The sequence below is a fragment of the Lysobacter changpingensis genome (assembly GCF_017308985.1).
Classification (GTDB): domain Bacteria; phylum Pseudomonadota; class Gammaproteobacteria; order Xanthomonadales; family Xanthomonadaceae; genus Lysobacter_J; species Lysobacter_J changpingensis.
In genome coordinates, this window is the sequence record NZ_JADWPE010000003.1 from 700879 (window position 1) to 719467 (window position 18589).

At 69.1% G+C, this 18589-nt stretch carries 18 protein-coding genes; 9 read left to right on the forward strand and 9 right to left on the reverse strand.

From position 1 onward, the window contains the following. Nucleotides 1-10: 10 nt before the first annotated feature. Nucleotides 11-1111, reverse strand: coding sequence for an RNA polymerase-binding protein DksA (gene dksA / locus I4U41_RS10095; RefSeq protein WP_206861006.1), 1101 nt, complete (start codon nucleotides 1109-1111; stop codon nucleotides 11-13). A gap of 277 nt (nucleotides 1112-1388) precedes the next feature. On the opposite strand from dksA, the gene yidD reads away from it, so the two are divergent. Genes yidD through I4U41_RS10110 form a run of 3 tightly spaced genes read left to right on the forward strand, consistent with a single transcriptional unit; the run spans nucleotide 1389 to nucleotide 3837 of the window. Then, complete coding sequence (gene yidD / locus I4U41_RS10100) at nucleotides 1389-1637, forward strand: membrane protein insertion efficiency factor YidD (protein ID WP_206861007.1); 249 nt, start codon at nucleotides 1389-1391, stop codon at nucleotides 1635-1637. Further along, complete coding sequence (locus I4U41_RS10105) at nucleotides 1622-2968, forward strand: dihydroorotase (protein WP_206861008.1); 1347 nt, start codon at nucleotides 1622-1624, stop codon at nucleotides 2966-2968. The genes yidD and I4U41_RS10105 overlap by 16 nt, the downstream gene beginning before the upstream one ends. Further along, a complete protein-coding gene (locus I4U41_RS10110; protein ID WP_206861009.1) occupies nucleotides 2965-3837 on the forward strand; it encodes a M23 family metallopeptidase in 873 nt (290 codons plus the stop codon). The genes I4U41_RS10105 and I4U41_RS10110 overlap by 4 nt, the downstream gene beginning before the upstream one ends. 88 nt (nucleotides 3838-3925) lie before the next feature. Here the strand turns inward: I4U41_RS10110 and I4U41_RS10115 are convergent, their stop codons facing one another. The 7 genes from I4U41_RS10115 to efp all read right to left on the reverse strand — a co-directional run bounded on the left by I4U41_RS10115 (nucleotide 3926) and on the right by efp (nucleotide 11172). Continuing rightward, nucleotides 3926-5635, reverse strand: a complete 1710-nt coding sequence (locus I4U41_RS10115; protein WP_206861010.1) for a GGDEF domain-containing protein — start codon at nucleotides 5633-5635, stop codon at nucleotides 3926-3928. Between the two features lie 109 nt (nucleotides 5636-5744). Next, on the reverse strand, nucleotides 5745-6677 hold the full coding sequence (gene folE2, locus I4U41_RS10120; protein ID WP_320415168.1) for a GTP cyclohydrolase FolE2: 933 nt from the start codon (nucleotides 6675-6677) through the stop codon (nucleotides 5745-5747). A gap of 138 nt (nucleotides 6678-6815) precedes the next feature. Beyond that, nucleotides 6816-7526: a phytoene/squalene synthase family protein gene (locus tag I4U41_RS10125; RefSeq protein WP_206861012.1), complete on the reverse strand. Its 711-nt coding sequence runs from the start codon at nucleotides 7524-7526 to the stop codon at nucleotides 6816-6818. Beyond that, nucleotides 7523-8209, reverse strand: coding sequence for a phosphoglycolate phosphatase (locus tag I4U41_RS10130; protein ID WP_206861013.1), 687 nt, complete (start codon nucleotides 8207-8209; stop codon nucleotides 7523-7525). Before I4U41_RS10130 ends, I4U41_RS10125 begins: the two co-directional genes overlap by 4 nt. Next, a complete protein-coding gene (ubiG, locus tag I4U41_RS10135; RefSeq protein WP_206861014.1) occupies nucleotides 8209-8934 on the reverse strand; it encodes a bifunctional 2-polyprenyl-6-hydroxyphenol methylase/3-demethylubiquinol 3-O-methyltransferase UbiG in 726 nt (241 codons plus the stop codon). Before ubiG ends, I4U41_RS10130 begins: the two co-directional genes overlap by 1 nt. Before the next feature lie 109 nt (nucleotides 8935-9043). Further along, nucleotides 9044-10387, reverse strand: coding sequence for a TRZ/ATZ family hydrolase (locus I4U41_RS10140; RefSeq protein WP_206861015.1), 1344 nt, complete (start codon nucleotides 10385-10387; stop codon nucleotides 9044-9046). A 218-nt stretch (nucleotides 10388-10605) separates the two neighbouring features. Continuing rightward, complete coding sequence (efp, locus tag I4U41_RS10145; RefSeq protein ID WP_206861016.1) at nucleotides 10606-11172, reverse strand: elongation factor P; 567 nt, start codon at nucleotides 11170-11172, stop codon at nucleotides 10606-10608. Nucleotides 11173-11293: 121 nt separating this feature from the next. On the opposite strand from efp, the gene epmB reads away from it, so the two are divergent. The 3 genes from epmB to I4U41_RS10160 all read left to right on the forward strand — a co-directional run bounded on the left by epmB (nucleotide 11294) and on the right by I4U41_RS10160 (nucleotide 14988). Then, nucleotides 11294-12319: an EF-P beta-lysylation protein EpmB gene (epmB, locus tag I4U41_RS10150; RefSeq protein WP_206861017.1), complete on the forward strand. Its 1026-nt coding sequence runs from the start codon at nucleotides 11294-11296 to the stop codon at nucleotides 12317-12319. 161 nt (nucleotides 12320-12480) lie between these two features. After that, complete coding sequence (locus I4U41_RS10155) at nucleotides 12481-14553, forward strand: EAL domain-containing response regulator (protein WP_206861018.1); 2073 nt, start codon at nucleotides 12481-12483, stop codon at nucleotides 14551-14553. 276 nt (nucleotides 14554-14829) lie between these two features. Further along, nucleotides 14830-14988 (forward strand): hypothetical protein, encoded by a 159-nt coding sequence (locus tag I4U41_RS10160; RefSeq protein ID WP_206861019.1) that lies wholly within the window; start codon nucleotides 14830-14832, stop codon nucleotides 14986-14988. A gap of 57 nt (nucleotides 14989-15045) precedes the next feature. Here I4U41_RS10160 and htpX read toward each other — a convergent pair whose 3' ends face one another. Further along, a complete protein-coding gene (htpX, locus tag I4U41_RS10165; protein WP_206861020.1) occupies nucleotides 15046-15942 on the reverse strand; it encodes a protease HtpX in 897 nt (298 codons plus the stop codon). A 96-nt stretch (nucleotides 15943-16038) separates the two neighbouring features. On the opposite strand from htpX, the gene gluQRS reads away from it, so the two are divergent. The 3 genes from gluQRS (at nucleotide 16039) to phaR (ending at nucleotide 18446) form a co-directional block, all read left to right on the forward strand. Further along, nucleotides 16039-16932 carry a tRNA glutamyl-Q(34) synthetase GluQRS gene (gene gluQRS, locus I4U41_RS10170; RefSeq protein WP_320415169.1) on the forward strand — a complete coding sequence of 298 codons (894 nt, stop codon included), beginning with the start codon at nucleotides 16039-16041 and terminating at the stop codon, nucleotides 16930-16932. An 83-nt stretch (nucleotides 16933-17015) separates the two neighbouring features. Next, nucleotides 17016-17756 carry an acetoacetyl-CoA reductase gene (gene phbB / locus I4U41_RS10175; RefSeq protein WP_206861022.1) on the forward strand — a complete coding sequence of 247 codons (741 nt, stop codon included), beginning with the start codon at nucleotides 17016-17018 and terminating at the stop codon, nucleotides 17754-17756. A 195-nt stretch (nucleotides 17757-17951) separates the two neighbouring features. Continuing rightward, nucleotides 17952-18446, forward strand: coding sequence for a polyhydroxyalkanoate synthesis repressor PhaR (gene phaR, locus I4U41_RS10180; RefSeq protein ID WP_206861023.1), 495 nt, complete (start codon nucleotides 17952-17954; stop codon nucleotides 18444-18446). Nucleotides 18447-18589: the final 143 nt, after the last annotated feature.

Below are 18589 nucleotides of genomic sequence, written 5' to 3' on the forward strand. Positions count from 1 at the left end.
CGACGCTGGATCAGTCGCCCATCTGCTTCTGCAGATGTTCCCACCGCTCCTGCGCGTCGATCGTGCGCTCGGCGGTGAGGCGGGCTTCCAGGCGCTCCAGGCCGATTTCCTCGCCGGTGTCGACGCAGTAACCGTAATCGCCCGAATCCACGCGCTTGAGCGTGCTGTCGATCTTGCTGATCAGCTTGCGATAGCGGTCGCGGGTGCGAAGTTCCAGCGAGTTCTCGGTTTCGCGGGTCGCGCGCTCGGCTTCGTCGCCGACGTCGCGGACTTCGTCCTTGAGGTTCTCGATGGTCTGCTTGGATTCCTCGACCAGGTCCGCACGCCATTGCAGCAGGCGCTGGCGGAAGTACTCCAGTTGCAGCGGGTTCATGTATTCCTCGTCCACCGTGGGCTTGTAGCCCTGCGGGACGAGCGGACGGCCGGTGGCCTCATCTGTCTGGTACGGCACGACTTTGACCTTGCCTTTCGGCGCGGGAGCCTGCGGCTTGGCGACGACGGCCACGGCGACCTTGCCGGCCGGGCGCGGAGCGGTCTTGGTCGCGGGGTTGCTTGCTGCCGCCGCTTTGGTTGCAGGCGCCTTGTTGGATGCGGGTTGTGTCACTGGATTCTTGGCGACTTCTGGCTTGCTGGCGACCGGCTTGGCTGCTTGGGATTCGGCGGCCGGCTGCACTGCGGGTTTCTTGACGACAGGCTTGCCCGCCGGCTTTGCGGCCGTGGACTTGCCTTCCTGGGGAGGGGCGGCCTTCACCGGCGTGGACTTCACCGGCGCGGCCTTTTTCGCGGGGGCCGGCGCCTGCTTGGCGACCGGCTTGCCCGCCGGAGCCGCCTTCTTGGCGACGACGGGCTTCTTCGTGCTGGCGGCCGGCTTGGCCGGCACCTTCTTCGCCACCGGAGCCTTCTTGGCGACCGGCCTGGTGGCGGGAGTCTTCCTGGCCGGAGCGGCCTTCTTGGCCACCGGCTTCTTCGCCGGAGCCGCCTTCTTCGCGGCCGGCTTCTTCACCGCGGTCTTCTTCGCTGCGGGTTTGCTGGACGCGGCCTTCTTGGCGGCCGGCTTGACGGTCTTCTTGATGGCCTTGGCGGCCTTCTTCGCGGTTTTTTTCACTGCCACGAGCGACGTGTCCTTCTGTTCCCTGAGGACCTCCGGACGACGGTCCGAAGGCGGTGTGGAGCACAGCATGCCCCACTTCGTGTCCGCGCTGCATGACATCGCATGCATGTGCCGGACACCGTCCGCGGAAGCCATCGATCGTGCCGGTTCCGCGATGGTCGGTCGATCCGTGGATCGGCCGAAAACTGGAGCCTTGTGACGGGAAAGCGCGCTGTTATACCCTGCCCCGGCACCTGCGGCAACCGCATATTCAGATGCCTGTCCGCATTAAGGAACCGTGATCGACCGTCTGCTCATCATCCTGCTGCGCGGTTACAAGCGCTGGATCAGTCCGCTGCTTGGTCCGCGCTGCCGTTTCCATCCGACGTGCTCGGAATACGCCATGCAGGCCATCGCCCGTTTCGGCGCCTTCAAGGGCAGTTGGCTGGCGCTGCGCCGGATCCTGCGTTGCCATCCCCTTCACCCGGGCGGGATCGATCCCGTTCCGGAACCACCCTCTGGGAAACACTCATGCCATCGACACTGATCGTCAACGCCCGCCTGGTCAACGAAGGCCGCGAATTCGACGGCGACCTGCGCTTCGAGGACGGGCGGATCGCCCAGATCGGCACAGGCCTGTCGGCGCGCGCGAACGAATCGGTGATCGATGCCGGTGGCCGTCGCCTGCTGCCGGGCATGATCGACGACCAGGTGCACTTCCGCGAACCGGGCCTGGAATACAAGGCGGACATCGCGACCGAATCGGCCGCCGCCGTCGCGGGCGGGCTGACGTCCTTCATGGACATGCCCAACACCAACCCGCCCACGCTCGACGCCGAAGCGCTGGAAAACAAATACCGCCGCGCCGCCGGCCGGGCATGGGGCAACTACGGCTTCTACATGGGCGCGAGCAACGACAACCTCGCCGCGATCCAGTCGCTGGATCCGCTCGCCGCGCCGGGCATCAAGGTGTTCATGGGCGCCTCCACCGGCAACATGCTGGTCGACAACCCGGAGATCCTCGACGGCATCTTCCGCGATGCGCCCACGCCGATCATCACGCATTGCGAGGACACGCCGATGATCGACGCCGAACTCGCCCGCTACAAGGCGAAGTACGGCGACGACATCCCGGCCGCGTGCCATCCGGACATCCGTTCGCGCGAAGCGTGCATGAAGTCCACCCAGCTGGCGCTGTCGCTGGCCCGCAAGCACGATGCGCGCCTGCACGTGCTGCACATCAGCACGGCGGACGAACTGGCGCTGTTCGAAGCCGGTCCGCTGGTCCGCGCCGACGGCAGCCGCAAGCGCATCACCGCCGAGACCTGCATCCACTTCCTGCGCTTCGACCGCGACGACTACGCGCGGCTGGGACACCTGATCAAGTGCAACCCGGCGATCAAGGACGCCGGCGACCGCGAGGCGCTGATCCAGGCGCTGGCCGACGACGTGCTCGACGTGCTCGCCACCGACCACGCGCCGCACACGCTGGAGGAAAAGGCGCGTCCGTACACCGGCGCGCCGAGCGGGCTGCCGCTGGTGCAGTACGCGCTGGTCGCGGCGCTCGAACTCGTGCACGAAGGTCGCCTGACCACGGCGCAGGTCGTGCAGAAGTTCGCGCATGCGCCGGCGCAGCTGTTCGACGTGAAGCAGCGCGGTTTCCTGCGCGAAGGCTACGCGGCGGACCTCGTGCTCATCGACGACACGCCCTTCACCGTGCAGCGCGAGGACGTGCTGTCGAAGTGCGGCTGGTCGCCGTTCGAAGGCACGACGTTCCGTTCGCGCATCGCCTCGACCTGGGTCAACGGCGAGCTCGCGTGGGACGGCCGGCAACTGGTCGGACAACCGCGCGGCCAGCGACTGGCGTTCGATCGATGAGGTTCGCGCAGGCGTTCGCGCTGTCGCTGCTGGCGATGGCGTCGGCGGGTTGTGCGGCGGCTCCGGTATCGCAGGCGATTGCGCAGGTTTCGGCCGCCGCGACCGCGCCGGTCGATACGCGCGTGGTGTTTCCCGCGTCCGTGCAGCAGGGCTCGCTCGTGTTCGGCAAGGTGCCGGCGAACGCGACCGTGCGCTACGGCACCCGCGTGCTGCGGCCGACAAACTACGGCACGGTCGTGTTCGGCGTCGGGCGCGACGAGGCGGGGCCGGTCAGCGTCGACATCCTGACCGCCGACGGCCGCACGCAGGTCGCGAGTGTCGACGTGACGCCGCGCGACTGGCCGGTCGAGAACGTGCGCGGCGTCCCGCCGAAGACGGTGGCACCACCGCCGGACATCGCCGCGCGCATCGAACGCGAGCAGGCGCAGGTCACCGCGACGCGTGCCCGCGACGACGATCGGGTCGATTTCGCGCAGGCGTTCATCTGGCCGCTGCAGGGCCGCATCAGCGGGCGCTTCGGCAACCAGCGCGTGTACAACGGCGTGCCGAAATCGCCGCATTCGGGCATGGACATCGCCGCGCCCAACGGCACGCCGGTGCTGGCGCCGGCCGCGGGCGTGGTCACCTTCGCCGCGCCGAACCTGTACCTCACCGGCGGCACGCTGCTGCTCGATCACGGGCATGGCGTGAGTTCGAATTTCCTGCACCTGTCGCGGATCGACGTGAAGGTGGGCGATCGCGTGCAGCAGGGCCAGGTGATCGGCGCGGTGGGCGCGACGGGACGCGCGACCGGGCCGCATCTGCATTGGGGGATGAACTGGTTCGAGGTGCGCGTGGATCCGTTGCTGGTGCTGGAGCGCACGCAGTAGTGCAGGAGTGGGTGAAGGGGAGCGGGCAGCGAGTACAGCCGCCTTCTCACTTCCTACTTCTCACTTCTCACTTCTCCCACCTCACGCCTCACACCACCGAATCGGCCGTATTCGCCACCGGCGTCGCCGACGTGGTGCGCAGGCGCGAGGCGGTGTAGCCGGTGACGCGGTCGCGGCCGGCGGCCTTGCTGGCGTACAGCGCGGCGTCGGCGCGTTCGAGCAGTTTCTCCACGGTTTCGCCGTGGTGGAGTTCCGCCACGCCCAGGCTCAACGTCGTGGTGAACAAACGGTTGTCGATCGACAGCGGCCGGCAGTTCACCGCCGCGCGCAGGTTCTCGGCGACGCACAGCGCTTCGCGCAACTGCGTGTCGGGAAGGACGACGAGGATCTCGTCGCCGCCGTAACGTCCGAACAGGTCGTACGTGCGCAGCCGGTTGCGCGTGCGCAGCGCGACGATGCGCAATGTCTGGTCGCCCACGCGATGGCCGTGCGCATCGTTGATGCGCTTGAAATGGTCGATGTCGAAGAACACCACCGACAACGGACGCCGCCCGCGCTGCGCCGCCTCGGCGAGCGCTTCCAGCCGCTCGTTGATGGCCGAACGCGTCAGCGCGCCGGTCAGCACGTCGTAGGTCGCCAGACGGCTGGCATGGTCGCGGTCGCGGCGCATCTGGTGCATGTGATCGGTCAGGCCGATGGTGAGCACCAGGCCGCCCATCGCCAGGCCGATCGGGAACGCGTACTCCATCCACTCCGGATTGCGCCAGCCGCCCAGCAGTTCGCCCATGCGCAGCATCACCAGCGCGACCATCGGCGCCCACGAGAGCACCATGAAGTACGCCTCGCGCTGGCGGGCCCAGGCGCCGGTCACGCTGGCGGCGAAGGTCATCACCGCCGAGAGCAGGAACACCACGTTCGCCACCCAGCCCAGCCAGCCTGCCGCGCTGCCGATGTTCGCCAGCAGCAGCGCCAGCAGCACCGCGTTGCAGCCGTGCAGCGCACGCATGAAACGCACGTGCCGTTCGGGCAGGTTGAGGTAGAGCGCGACGAAACTGTTGCTCGCCAGCACGCCCAGCAATCCGAACATGCGTCCGACGCGCGGATCGGAGCCGACCAGTTCGGCCAGCCAGGGCACGGCGCGGATCTCGCCGCCCATGCAGGCCAGGTAGAACGCCTGCGCGGCGAGCGTCAACGACAGATAGGCGTAACTGCGCTCGCCGATGCCCACCCAGAAACCCACCGCCAGCAGCGCCAACACCACCAGCGTGCCGAGCACGAAGGTGCGCAGCGCGACGTGGCGCAGGTCGTGCCGGTGCACGGCGGCGAGCGGTTCGATGTCCACCGCCATCGGCGTGGGCGACAACGCGCTCACGCGCAGGTAGATCGACTCGCCGGTGGCCAGCCCCTGCGGCAGCGGGACGACCAGCGCGCGGGTGGAGAATTCGAGGTCGGCGTCGTCGCCGACCAGCCCCCTGCGCACCGGGATCGCGTCGCCCGGACGCCAGACTTCGACGTGGTTGAGATAGGGAAAGCGCAGGATCAGGTTCGGCGCATCGGCCGGCTGCACGGCTTCCCGGGCGGTCAGCCGCCACCAGCGCGGGCGGCGGCTGGTCTCGTGGATGGCCTGGCCTTCCACGCTGGCGAATTCGCCCTGGTGCCGGCCGGAGAGGACTTCCAGCGGCACCGGATCTCCGTCGAGGCGGGACACGTCGAACAGCTGCGCCGACGCGGACGTCGCCACGAGCATGCCGAACCCGGCCAATGCGGCCTGCCACCACCGACGAAAGGGTTTCCCCATGACCCGTCTGGCCCCCGAGCAAGGCCGGGGAGCATACCGTAATGAGACGGCCGTCGCGGAACCGTCCGACGAAGGGCAAGCCGGCCGGGGCCGGCGGTGCCCCGGAAGGTCAGGCCGGGGCGCCCTGCCCCGTCACCCGAGCCACCGCGTCGTGGGCGTGCAGGCTTTCGAAATGGGACACCCGGGCGTCGAAGCGCTCGATGCGCGGATCGGCCGACAGCGCGGCGGCGACGCGACGCGCGGCGTCCTCGCAGAACATCAGGTTCTCGGCGTTGAGGCGTGCGAAGGCCTGCTCGTCCTCGCGCTTCACCGCGGTCTGCACGGGCGTGGCCACGGCGGTTTCCAATGCGTCGATCAGCGCCGACAGCGGCACCTCGTCGAACGCCGGACGCAGTTCGACACGAACATCGGCGCGGCTGCGCTGCGCGTGCGGCGTGGCGGCCAGCCCGCGTTCGGAGGCAAGCCATTCGCCGACCACCGCCGCCGACAACGGGCGCGCGGCGGCGAAATCCTCGGCGAAGCGCTCGGCGTTGAGCTGGCGCGACAGCGCCGCCGACGCCGGGCAGGTGCTGGAGTATTCGACCGAAAACGCCAGCGCCAGATGCAGATGGCCGTCGCGCAGGGTCGCATCGATCTCGACCGGATAGCGCTTCCAGCCCGCGTTGTTGCTGGCGAGCGCGGGACGCAGCAGCAGTTGTTCGTAGCGCAGCACCAGCCGCGCGGCGCTGGAAATGCCGCCCTGCTTCTCGATGAGCGTCTGCAGCACGCGGCGCAGGCCGGCGGGCGTCACCGTCTCGCTGGCGAAGGCGTCCTGCAACTGCAGGTACATGCGCGACATGTGGATGCCGCGCGCGTTGGCGTCCTTCAGGTCGACGCTGACATCGACCGAGGCGGCGACGGTGATCGCCTCGCCCTCGGGTCCGGCCACGCGCAGCGGCAGGGCGATGTTGGACATGCCGACCCAGTCGAGCGGTCGCGCCGCGGCGGCGGCATCGAAGGCGACATCGGGCAGACGGCGCGGGGTGTTGGAAGTCGTGGTCACGGCGGACGATGTGGGGTTGGCGCGGGGGAGCGCAAGCCGGGCCATTGTAGCGGCCGTATCCGGACGGCCAGCCGGACAGGCTGCAACAGTCAGTTACGGGGCGTGAAGACGGCTATCGGACCGATAGCCGCGGCGCGTTCACCCGCGAGCGCCCCGCCAGGCGGTCCACAGCGCCGACCACGGCGGCAGCGGCTGCGACGCATCGCCGCGGCGCAGGCGCTGGCGGGCCAGCGCGTTCCAGACGCGACGCGGGCGATTGGCCGCGTCCTCCGGCCAGTGTCCGAGCAGTTCCGCCGCCCAGGCGCGCGTCGTCGCGCCCTCGCCCGCACGGGCGATGACGCTCATCGGCACCGACGCCTCGCCTGCATGCGCGAGCCGCGTGTGCAGCAGGCCCGCCTGCACGGCGGACGCCGCGCCCGGCGATGCGTCGAACAGCACCGCTTCGATCTCCGCCACCGCCTGCGCGAACGGCGCCAACGCGGCGAAGGCCTCGTCGCGATCGCGCGGACGTTCGCGGCTCTCGCGCAGCGCGGGAATCGCCGCCGCGAGGGCCGTCCAGGGCGCCGGCAGCTTCTGCAGCGCGATGCCGAGCGGATGCCGGCGCAGGCCGCGCGACCAGCCCTGCAGTTCCTCCATCCACCACGCGAGCTTCGCCTCGCCCGGACGCGGATCGCTGCCGCCCCAGGCGGCGTCGGTGAGCTCCTGCTGCAACGCGGCCCAGGCGAGCGCGATGTCGCGTTGCGCCGGCGGCACGAACGCCTGCGCGACGGCCCATTCCGGCCAGCGCGTGCGCCATTTGTCGAGGAAGCTGTCGAGCGCTTCGTCGCGTGCGGGCCCGATCGTGTTCATCGCGTGCCCGGCCAGGCCTCGGCGGCGATCAGTTGCGACGGCAGGTCGATCATCGCGTCGCCCTGCCACGCGATCGGATCGTCCTCGTCGAGGCGATAGCCCCACAGCGCGACCACCGACGGCATGCCGGCCGCGCGCGCGGCGACGATGTCGCGTTCGTCGTCGCCGACGTAGACGCACTGTTCCGGCGCCACGCCGATGCGCTCCGCGGCGACGATCAACGGCAGAGGATCGGGCTTGCGCGCCTTGAGCGTGTCGCCACCGATGAGCACCGCGCAGCGATGCTCCCAGCCGAGCACGGGCATCAGCTGGCGCGCGAGGTATTCGGGCTTGTTGGTGACGATGCCCCACGCGCAGCCGGCGTTTTCCAGCGCCGCGAGCATCGCTTCGATGCCGTCGAACGGCACGCCGTACTGCCCTAGCGCGCGCTGGTAGCAATCGAGGAATTCCGGAATCCAGCGCTCGCGCTCGTCTTCGGCGACGTCGGGAAACGCCGCCGCGACCATCGCGCGCGCGCCTTTCGAAACGTGGGGACGCAGCGCTTCCAGCGGCATCGGCGGCTGGCCGCGTTCGGCGCGCATCGCGTCGATCGCCGCGACCATGTCCGGCGCGCTGTCGAGCAGCGTGCCGTCGAGGTCGAACAGCACCGCCTTCGGGAACTTCACCGCTTCCACCGCCGGCATCACGCCGCGTCCGGCTTGGCCGCGCAGGCCAGGTAGTTCACGTCGGTGCGCGGGATGATGCGCGCGCCGTTGCGCCACGGTTCGTACATCAGGCCGCTGACGTCCTCCGGCGCCAGGCCCGCGTCGCGCAACCAGGCGCCGAGTTCGTGCGGCTTGATGAAATCGCGGTACTGGTGCGTGCCGCGCGGCAGCAGCCGGGCGATGTATTCGGCGCCGACGATGGCGAGCGCGAACGCCGCCGGCGTGCGGTTCAACGTCGACAGGAACAGCTTCCCGCCCGGACGAAGCAGCGTCGCGCACGCGCGGATGATCGAACCCGGATCGGGCACGTGCTCGAGCATCTCCATGCAGGTGATCGCATCGAACTGGCCCGCCATTTCGTCGGCGAGCGATTCGACCGACTGCAGGCGGTAATCGACCTTCACCCCCGATTCCAGGCCGTGCAGGCGCGCGACCTTGACCAGTTCCGGCGCGAGGTCGAGCGCGGTGACCTGCGCGCCTTCGCGCGCCATCGCTTCGCTCAGCAGGCCCGCGCCGCAGCCGACGTCGAGCACGCGCGCGCCGCGCAACGGCGTGCGATCGGCGACGTAGCCCAACCGCGCGGGATTGAGCGCGTGCAGCGCCTTCTGCGGGCCGTCCGGATCCCACCAGCGCTGCGCGAGCGCGCCGAACTTGTCGAGCTCGGACTGGGTGAAGTTGCCGTCGGTGGATGCGTTGGTCGTCATTGGCGCTCCGTTTCTTCGTCCCCGCGATGCGGGAATCGGTGCTTTGCCGCGTCGCGCGCGAGTCGCTGGATTTCCGCCTGCGCGGGAACGACGGGCACCGGCCGTGGTGTCAGGTGAGTCTTATCGCCGCGATCCGCTCGCGCCACTGCCGTGCGTTGGCGACCAGCGCCGCGGCATCCATGTCGACCAGCATGCGCTCGCGCAGCTTCGCGCGGCCGGCGATCCATACGTCGCTCACCTGGTGGCGGCCGGTCGCGTAGATCAGTTGCGAGACCACGTGGTGCAGCGGCTGGGTTTCGATCTGGCCCAGGTCCACGCAGACCAGGTCGGCCTGCTTGCCCGGTTCGATCGAACCGACCAGCGCGTCGAAGCCCAGCGCGCGTGCGCCGCCCAGCGTGGCCGCATGCAGCGCCGTCGCGGCATCGAACGCCGACGCGTCTTCCGCCACGGCCTTGGCCAGCAGCGCGGCGGTGCGCGCCTCGCCGAACATGTCCAGGTCGTTGTTGCTGGCGCAGCCGTCGGTGCCGATGGCGACGTTCACGCCGGCCTTCACCAGCTTGCCGACGGGACAGAAGCCCGAGGCCAGCTTGAGGTTGGATTCCGGGCAATGCACCACGCTCACGCCGCGCTGCGCGCACAGCGCGATTTCCGCGTCGGTGAGCTGGGTCATGTGCACGGCGATGAGGCGGTCGTTGACCAGGCCGAGGCGGTCCAGGCGCGCGATCGGCCGCTGGCCGAGCTTCGCGTGCGATTCGACGACTTCATGCGCGGTCTCGTGCGTGTGCAGGTGCACGGGAATGTCGAGCTGGTCCGACAGCATGCGGATGCGCTCGAAGTTCTCGTCCGACACCGTGTACGGCGCGTGCGGCGCGAAGGCGGTCGCCACCAGCGGATCGTCGCGCCACTGGTCGTGCACTTCGCCGGCGCGTTCGAAGTATTCCTCGGATGTCTTCGCCCACGCGGTGGGGAAATCGATCACCGGCAGGCCGACGCGCGCGCGGAAGCCGTGCTGCTTGTAGACGGCGGCCTGCACGTCGGGGAAGAAGTAGTTCTCGTTGGCGCAGGTGGTGCCGCCGCGCAGCATCTCGGCGATGGCGAGCGCGATGCCGTCCTCGATGAACTCAGGCCCCATCACCGCGCCTTCGACCGGCCAGATGTGGCCCTGCAGCCATTCCATCAGCGGCAGGTCGTCGGCGATGCCGCGCAGCAGGGTCATCGGGTTGTGCGTGTGCGCGTTGACCAGGCCGGGAATGAGCGCGGCGTCGGGGCGCGAGACGGTTTCCTTCGCGGAGAAACGCTCGCGGGCCTCGCGGACCGGCAGCACCGCGACGATGGCGCCGTCGCGCACGGCGACGGCGTGGGCTTCGAGCACCACGCCGTGCGGGACGACCGGCACGACCCAGCCGGCTTCGATCAGCAGATCGCAGGATTCGGGGGCTCGATCGTGGGTCATGCGGCCTCGTTTCTGGCTACTCCCTCCCCTGCCTGCAGGGAGGGTTGGGGAGGGGGGCGAGCCGCGTCGCGGCTCGCTTTGATCCAGGGTGGCTTGCCGGTGTTCCGGGAAGGTCACGGCCCGGTTTCCTCCGGGTCGCGTGACGGCCTGGATCCTCGCTTTCGCGAGGATGACGCATCGGCAAAGGCGTTCGCGCTACGCGCGAACGCGCCGGTGCGTCACTTCACCCGGCTGACGTACTCGCCCGAGCGGGTGTCGACCTTGATCACTTCTTCCTGGTTCACGAACAGCGGCACGCGGACCACGGCGCCGGTTTCCAGCGTCGCCGGCTTGCCGCCACCGCCCGAGGTGTCGCCGCGCAGGCCCGGGTCGGTCTCGACGATCTTCAGTTCGACGAAGTTCGGCGGCTGCACGGCGATCGGCGTGCCGTTCCACAGCGTGACCACGCACTCTTCCTCGCCCTTGAGCCACTTTTCGGCGCCGCCCATGCCGGCCTTGTCGGCCTGCACCTGCTCGAAGGACTCCTGGTTCATGAAGTGCCAGTACTCGCCGTCCGAATACAGGTACTGCATGTCGGTGTCGACGACGTCCGCCTGCTCCACGCTGTCGGTCGCCTTCATGGTCATTTCGACCACGCGGCCCGACTTGATGCTGCGGTACTTCACGCGCGTGAAGGCCTGGCCCTTGCCCGGCTTGACGTACTCGGTTTCGGTGATGATGCACGGGTCGTTGTTGACCAGGATCTTCTGTCCGGTCTTGACGTCGTTCATGCCCAGGCTGGCCATGAGTGGAACTCCTGCGTAGGTGAATAGGTGTCGCCGGCCCGCCCGGATGCGGGCGGGAGGCTAGAATGTCGGGCTGTTGTGCCCGGCCGGATGGCCGCGGCGCAAGGAAAACCGGTCCGCCATGATACCTGCTGCCCCCGCCCCTCTTCACCCCGCTTCGTCCCCTGCCGCCCCGCCGCGCTGGCAACAGCTGTGGCGCGACGCCGTGCGCGACCCGCGCGAGCTGCTGGCGATGCTGGGGCTGGACGCGTCCGGGCTGGGCGTTTCGGACGAGGCGGCGGCGCAGTTCCCGCTGCGCGTGCCGCACGGGTTCGTGGCGCGGATGCGCCGTGGCGATCCGCACGATCCGCTGCTGCGCCAGGTGCTGCCGCTGGACGACGAGATGCGCCCGATGCCCGGCTTCGCCCTCGACGCCGTCGGCGACGGCGCGGCGAAGGCCGGCCATGGCGTGATCCGGAAGTACCGCGGCCGGGCACTGCTGATCGCCACCGGTTCGTGCGCGATCCACTGCCGCTACTGCTTCCGCCGCCACTTCCCCTACGCCGGGGAAACCGCGGCGGCGGCCGGCTGGCGCGAGGCGGTCGCGGCGATCCGGAACGACGCCTCGATCGACGAGGTGATCCTCTCCGGCGGCGACCCGTGGTCGCTGGCCACGCCGAAGCTGGCCGAACTGACCGATGCGCTGGCCCGGATCCCGCACCTCAGGCGCCTGCGCGTCCACACGCGCCTGCCGGTGGTGCTGCCCGAGCGCGTCGACGATGCGCTCGCCGACTGGCTCGCCGCCCTGCCCTGGCCGGTCACCGTGGTGCTCCACGCCAACCACGCCAACGAGTTCGACACCCACGTCGACGCCGCACTGGCCCGCCTGCGCGGCACCGGCGCGATGCTGCTCAACCAGGCCGTGCTGCTGCGCGGGGTCAACGATTCGGTCGATGCGCTCGCCGCCCTCGGCGAGCGCGGACACGCGGCCGGCGTACTGCCCTACTACCTGCACCAGCTCGATCGCGTGCAGGGCTCGGCGCACTTCGAAGTCCCCGACGAGGTCGCCCTGCGCCTGCACCGCGAGCTGGCCGCGCGCGTGTCCGGCTATCTCGTGCCGAAGCTGGTGCGCGAAGTCGCCGGCGATCCGGGCAAGCGCCCGCTGTAGTCGACACCTCCGATCCGCCGCAATCGGCAAGCCGCGCGCGACGTCCGTCTCAAGTTCGTTCCGCTCCGGTCGCTAAACCGTCATATCCCCCAGTTCCGGCGTGCGTGAATGGACTGAACACTCCCGTTCATGTCATAACTCGCGTTCGGGGAGGTGACGCAATGCAATTCGGCAAAGACACGGCGCTGCGGCTGCTGATCGTCGACGACAGCGTCGAGGCGGCGGAGGCCATCGTCAGCGGACTGCGCAACAGCGGCATCGCCGTGCGCCCGTCGCGACCGGAGAACGAGAACGAACTGGCCACGCTCATCGCGAGCCAGTCGCCGGACCTCGTCCTCGCGGCCCGCGAAGCGACGCTGGTTCCGATCACCAGGGTCATGCAGGCGGTGGACGCCAGCGGCAAGGACCTGCCCGTGCTGATGCTGCTGGACACCGTGGACGACTCGCGCGTGCTGGAGATGGTGACCCTCGGCGCCCGCGGCATCGTCCTGCGCCGCAGCGGCGAACACCTGCAGGTCCGCGTCCGTCAGGAATGGGCGGACCTGGAGGCGCGCCGTTCGCAGCGCCGCCTGGAGGCGCAGATCCGCGAGACCGAGCGCCGCTGCGACGCGCTGATCGACTCCTCGCGCGAGCCGATCGCCTACATCCACGAAGGCATGCACATCCGCGCCAATCCGGCGTACCTGGAAATCTTCGGCTTCGAGTCCTTCGAGGACATCGAAGGCATGTCGCTGCTCGACCTGATCGCTCCGTCGAAGGTCGAGGGCTTCAAGACGCTGCTCAAGCAGATCGCCAAGGGCGAGGCGCCGCCGCGCCATGAGACCGAGGCGCGCGCGCTCGACGGCAGCGCGTTCCCGGCGGTGATGGAGTTCACCACGGCGACGTACGAAGGCGAGCATTGCCTGCAGGTGATCCTGCGCCGGCAGGAAGTCGATCCGGAACTCGCGCGCGAAGTCGAGGAACTGCGCCAGCGCGACCAGGTCACCGGCCTGCTCAACCGCGCGACCTTCCTGCGTTCGCTGGAGGACACCGTCGGCGATGCCGCGCAGAACGCCTCACACCACGGCCTGCTGCTGATCGAGCCGGACCACTTCAACCGCCTGCTGCAGGACATCGGCCTGGATGCCGCCGACGCACTGGTGTCCGCGATGGGCGACCGCCTGCGCACCGTGCTCGGCACCGACCACGTCGCGGCGCGATTCGGCGAACACCAGTTCGCCGTGCTCGTGCCCAACGCCGACCACCGCATGGTCACCGGCCTTGCCGAAAAGCTCCGCGCGGCGTTCGCCGACCACGTGCTGGAAACGCCGGACCGTTCGCTCAGCACCACCGTCAGCATCGGCGGCGTGCTCATCGGCGAGAAGATCGCCAGCATCACCGCCGTGCTCGGCAAGGCCAGCCAGTGCCTGCAATCGGCCAGCGGCGTGGGCGGCAACCGCACCGAACTGTTCGACCCCGGCGCGGCCGACCGCGCCGAGGAAGAACGCGTCGAAGCGTGGGTGCAGCGCATCCGCGACGCGCTCGACGCCGACCGTTTCGTCATGGAATACCAGCCCCTCATCGGCCTGCACGGCGAACCGCTGGAGATGTACGAGGCCTACCTGCGCCTGCAGGGCGAACACGGCGAGCTGGTGCCGCCGCTGGCGTTCCTGCAGATCGCCGAGGAACACGGGCTGTTGTGGGAAATCGACCGCTGGGTCGTCGGCAAGGCGATCTCGGTCATCGGCGAGCGTTCGCGCGCCGGCCGCCCGACGACGGTGCTGGTGAAGATCACCCAGGCCTCGCTGCAGGACAACACGCTGGCGCAGTTCATCCAGGAAAAGCTCGCCAAGCACGGCGCCGACGGCCACCTGCTGGTGCTGCAGCTGCCCGAATCGAAGGTGTTCACGCACCTGCGCGCGGCCCAGGACTTCCAGGCGCAGGTCGCGCAGTACGGCGTGCGCGTCGGACTGGAGCAGTTCGGCGTGGGCCTGAATTCGTTCCAGCTGCTGGCCCACTTCAACGCCGCGCTGCTCAAGATCGACCGCAGCTTCATGGAAGACCTGTCCAGCAATCCCGACCACCAGGCGCGGTTGCGCGAGATCGCCGAGAAGGCGCGCGAACTCGGCAAGACGACCATCGCCGAATTCGTGCAGGACGCGGCCAGCATGAGCACGCTGTTCGGCGCGGGCATCGACTACGCGCAGGGCAATTTCCTCGCGCCGCCGGGTGCGGCGATGGATTACGAGTTCTGATGGCGTCGACGTGTTCGAAAGATTGCGCCATCCCAGGCTCAATGCTCTTTTGATCGGCGTGCCCCTGGCCTCTCGGGCGGGCTGGACGCGGACCGCACGGCGGCATTCGCACATCCCGGTGCCGATGCGCACTGGCCGCTGATCGCTGCCGTCTGGCTGATCTTTCCGCCCCTCGCAACATTACTCGGCATCCGGTCGCGACGAGGCCGCCCATCGCGATGGCAGCGCGCCATCGCGCCATACCTCGATTTCCATCAGTTCCTGTTCTGGACGCTGATGTCGCTCGGACTGAGCCAGTTGTATGACGTCCAGCCTCGTGCCCAGCCCGCCGGACATGCCCCGGGCGTGTTCTTCATCGCCTGCGCGGCCGGGTTCCTGATCGCCGGTTTGGTCGAGCGGCGCATGACGACCGCAGCATCGGCGCGCACCAGATAACTCCTGAAACAAAAAGCCCGCCGGAAGGCGGGCTTGCTTGCTGACTTATGCGGGCCGTCAGCCCACCACCGTCCCCCGCACCTGCTCCATCGGCGCATTGCGCAGGGCCAGGATGCGCTCTTCCAGCGGCGGGTGGCTCAGGAACAGGCGACGCAGGCCGTGGCCCACGGCGCCGCTGATGCCGAACGCCTGCACCGTCTTGGGCAGCGTGCTTTCGCCGTAGGTCATCGACAGGCGCTGCAGCGCGGCGATCATCTTCTCGCGGCCGGCCAGTCGGGCGCCGCCGGCGTCGGCGCGGAACTCGCGGTGACGCGAGAACCACATCGCGATCATGCTCGCAAACAGGCCGAACACCATGTCGAGCACGAACACGATGGCGAAGTAGCCCAGGCCCGGGCCGCCTTCGCGGTTGCCGCTGAGGTAGCTGTCGATCACGCGGCCGACCACGCGCGCCAGCACGATCACGAACGTGTTCAGCACACCCTGGATCAGCGCCATCGTCACCATGTCGCCGTTGGCGACGTGGCTGACTTCGTGGCCGAGCACGGCTTCGGCTTCGTCGCGGTTCATCGCGCGCAGCAGGCCGGTGGACACGGCGACCAGCGAGTTGTTGCGGCTCGGGCCGGTGGCGAAGGCGTTGATTTCCGGCGCGTCGTAGATGGCGACTTCGGGCATCTTGATGCCCGCCGCTTCGGCCTGGCGGCGCACGGTGCTGACCAGCCACTGTTCGGACTCGTTGCGCGGCTGCTCGATCACGTGCGCGCCGGTGGAGCGCTTGGCGACCCACTTGGAGATCATCAGCGAGAACAGCGAACCGCCGAAGCCGAACACCGTCGCCATCACCAGCAGGCCGGAGAACGTGCGCGGATCGACGCCGAGGATCGACATGACGATGCTCAGCAGGATCAGGACCGCGAAATTGGTGGCAAGGAACAGGAACAGACGCTTGAACATGATGGGAACCTTCCGCGCACCACGCGCGGCATGTCGGAAAAATGTGGCACGCTCGCGTTGAATTCAAGTGAAACCGCGACCCGCCGACGACCCGCCGTGACGACTTCCCCTGGCCCTTCCGGCTATCGCGGGCGATTCGCCCCTTCTCCGACCGGCGATCTGCATTTCGGTTCCCTGCTCGCCGCCTTCGGCAGCTGGCTGCTGGCGCGCCGCGCCGGCGGGCGCTGGCTGGTGCGCGTGGAGGACCTGGATCCGCCGCGTGAAGTCGAAGGCGCCGCTCGTCGGCAACTCGACGCGCTGCACGCGTTCGGCCTGGAACCGGACGAGGAGATCGTCTGGCAGAGCCGGCGCCCGACGCTGTACGAGGCGGCGCTGCAGCGGCTGCTCGACGAAGGCCGCGCCTTCCATTGCCATTGCAGCCGGACCGACCTTGCCACCGTGTCAGGGATCCATCGCAGGTGCGTCGCGCGCCACACGCGGCCCGATCCGGCGGTGCGCCTGCGCGTGGAGGATGGCAGCGTGGTGGCGTTCGACGACGCGATCCGCGGACATGTCGAACAGGACGTATCGCGCGAGGTCGGCGATTTCGTGCTCAGGCGCGCCGACGGGTTCTGGGCCTACCAGCTGGCGGTGGTGGTGGACGACGCCGATCAGGACATCACCGACGTGGTGCGCGGCGCCGACCTGCTCGATTCGACGCCGCGACAGATCCTGCTGCAGCGCGCGCTCGGCCTGCCGACGCCGCGCTACGCGCACCTGCCGCTGGTGCTGGGGCCGGACGGGCGCAAGCTGTCCAAGTCGGATGCGGCGCAGCCGGTGGATCCGGCCGATCCGCTCACGACCTTGCGCGCGGCATGGCTCCGGCTCGGGCAGGCACCGCAGGCGCTGGCCGAGGCCCGCGACGTGCCCGACCTGCTGGCCCGCGCGACGACGGCGTTCGACTCGTCGCGCATTCCGCCACGCGACGGCGCACCGCACGAAATGTCATGAGCGTCGCGCACGATCCGGCGATTGCCTTGACCATAGAATCGTCATGGGTCGCGCGTCGTGCGGACCCGTCCAGGAGATCCCCCATGCAGTCTCGCGTCGCCCTCGTCACCGGCGGTACCGGCGGTATCGGCAGCTCGATCGTCCAGCGCCTTTCGGCCATGGGGCATCGCGTCGCCACGAACTACCGCGACGAGGCGCGTGCCCTCGCCTGGCAGGCGAAGATGCGCGAGCGCGGCGTCGAGGTGGTGCTGGCGCGCGGCGACGTGTCCTCGCCCGACGAGGCGCAGGCGCTGGTCGACGACATCGAACGCCAGCTCGGGCCGATCGAGATCCTGGTGAACAACGCCGGCATCACCCGCGATTCCACCTTCCACCGCATGACGCCGGTGCAGTGGAACGAGGTGATCGGCACCAATCTCAATTCCTGCTTCAACGTGACCCGTCCGGTCATCGAGGGCATGCGCGAGCGCAAGTGGGGGCGGATCGTGCAGATCAGCTCCATCAACGGCCTCAAGGGCCAGTATGGCCAGGCGAACTACGCCGCCGCCAAGGCCGGCATGCACGGCTTCACGATTTCCCTGGCGCGCGAGAACGCCCGCTTCGGCATCACCGTGAACACCGTTTCGCCCGGCTACGTGGCCACCGACATGGTGATGGCGGTGCCGGAGGACGTGCGGGCGAAGATCGTCGCCGAGATCCCCACCGGGCGCCTGGGCACGCCGGACGAGATCGCCTATGCGGTGTCGTTCCTGGTCGCCGAGGAAGCGGCGTGGATCACCGGCTCGAACCTCGACATCAACGGCGGCCACCACATGGGCTGGTGAGGCGCGCGTCCGGTGTTCGCGCCGCCGGCGTGTCGTTTCCGGGAACGTTTTCAAGCGCTTTCAGCCTGCGTTGCCGGTCGCGACGGCGCCTTCCCCATTCACCCGACCGCGCCTGCCGACCGTGCCCGGCGGCAGTTGCAAGGCCCGCCGGGCTGCGCCATGCTGCGAAGCATCACGATTTAGAGCCGATGCTCCATGGCCTCGATGCGCGTCATCAAGAAGTATCCGAACCGCCGGCTCTACGACACCGAGATTTCGAGTTACATCACCATCGAGGACGTTCGACAGCTCATCGTCGACGGCGAGGAGTTCGAGGTGCGCGACGCCCGCACCGGCGACGACCTGACCCGCCAGGTGCTGCTGCAGATCATCGCCGAGCACGAACAGGACGGCGAACCGGTCCTCTCGACCCAGCTGCTGAGCCAGATCATCCGCTTCTACGGCGACTCGCTGCAGGGCTTCATGGGCAGCTACCTGGAGCGGTCGATGCAGGTCTTCCTCGACCAGCAGCAGCAGTTCCGCAACCAGATGGGCGGCATCCTCGGCCAGACCCCGTGGGCGCTGATGAACCAGCTCACCGAGCGCAATCTGCAGATGTGGAACGAGTTCCAGCGCAACCTGTCCGGCAGCGTCGGCCAGAGCACCACGCCGCCGCCGAACAAGGCCAAGGGCGGCGAGCAGAAGCGCTGAGTTCGCCCGTCGTCCTGGCGCATGACGGACCGAGGGCGAAGATGTCGCGGAATGACGACGCGAGCGTTTGTAGCGAGCTTTTGTAGCCCGGGTAGGCGAAGCGCACCCGGGTTCACCGACGCGGTGCCTTGCCTTCGCGCCGG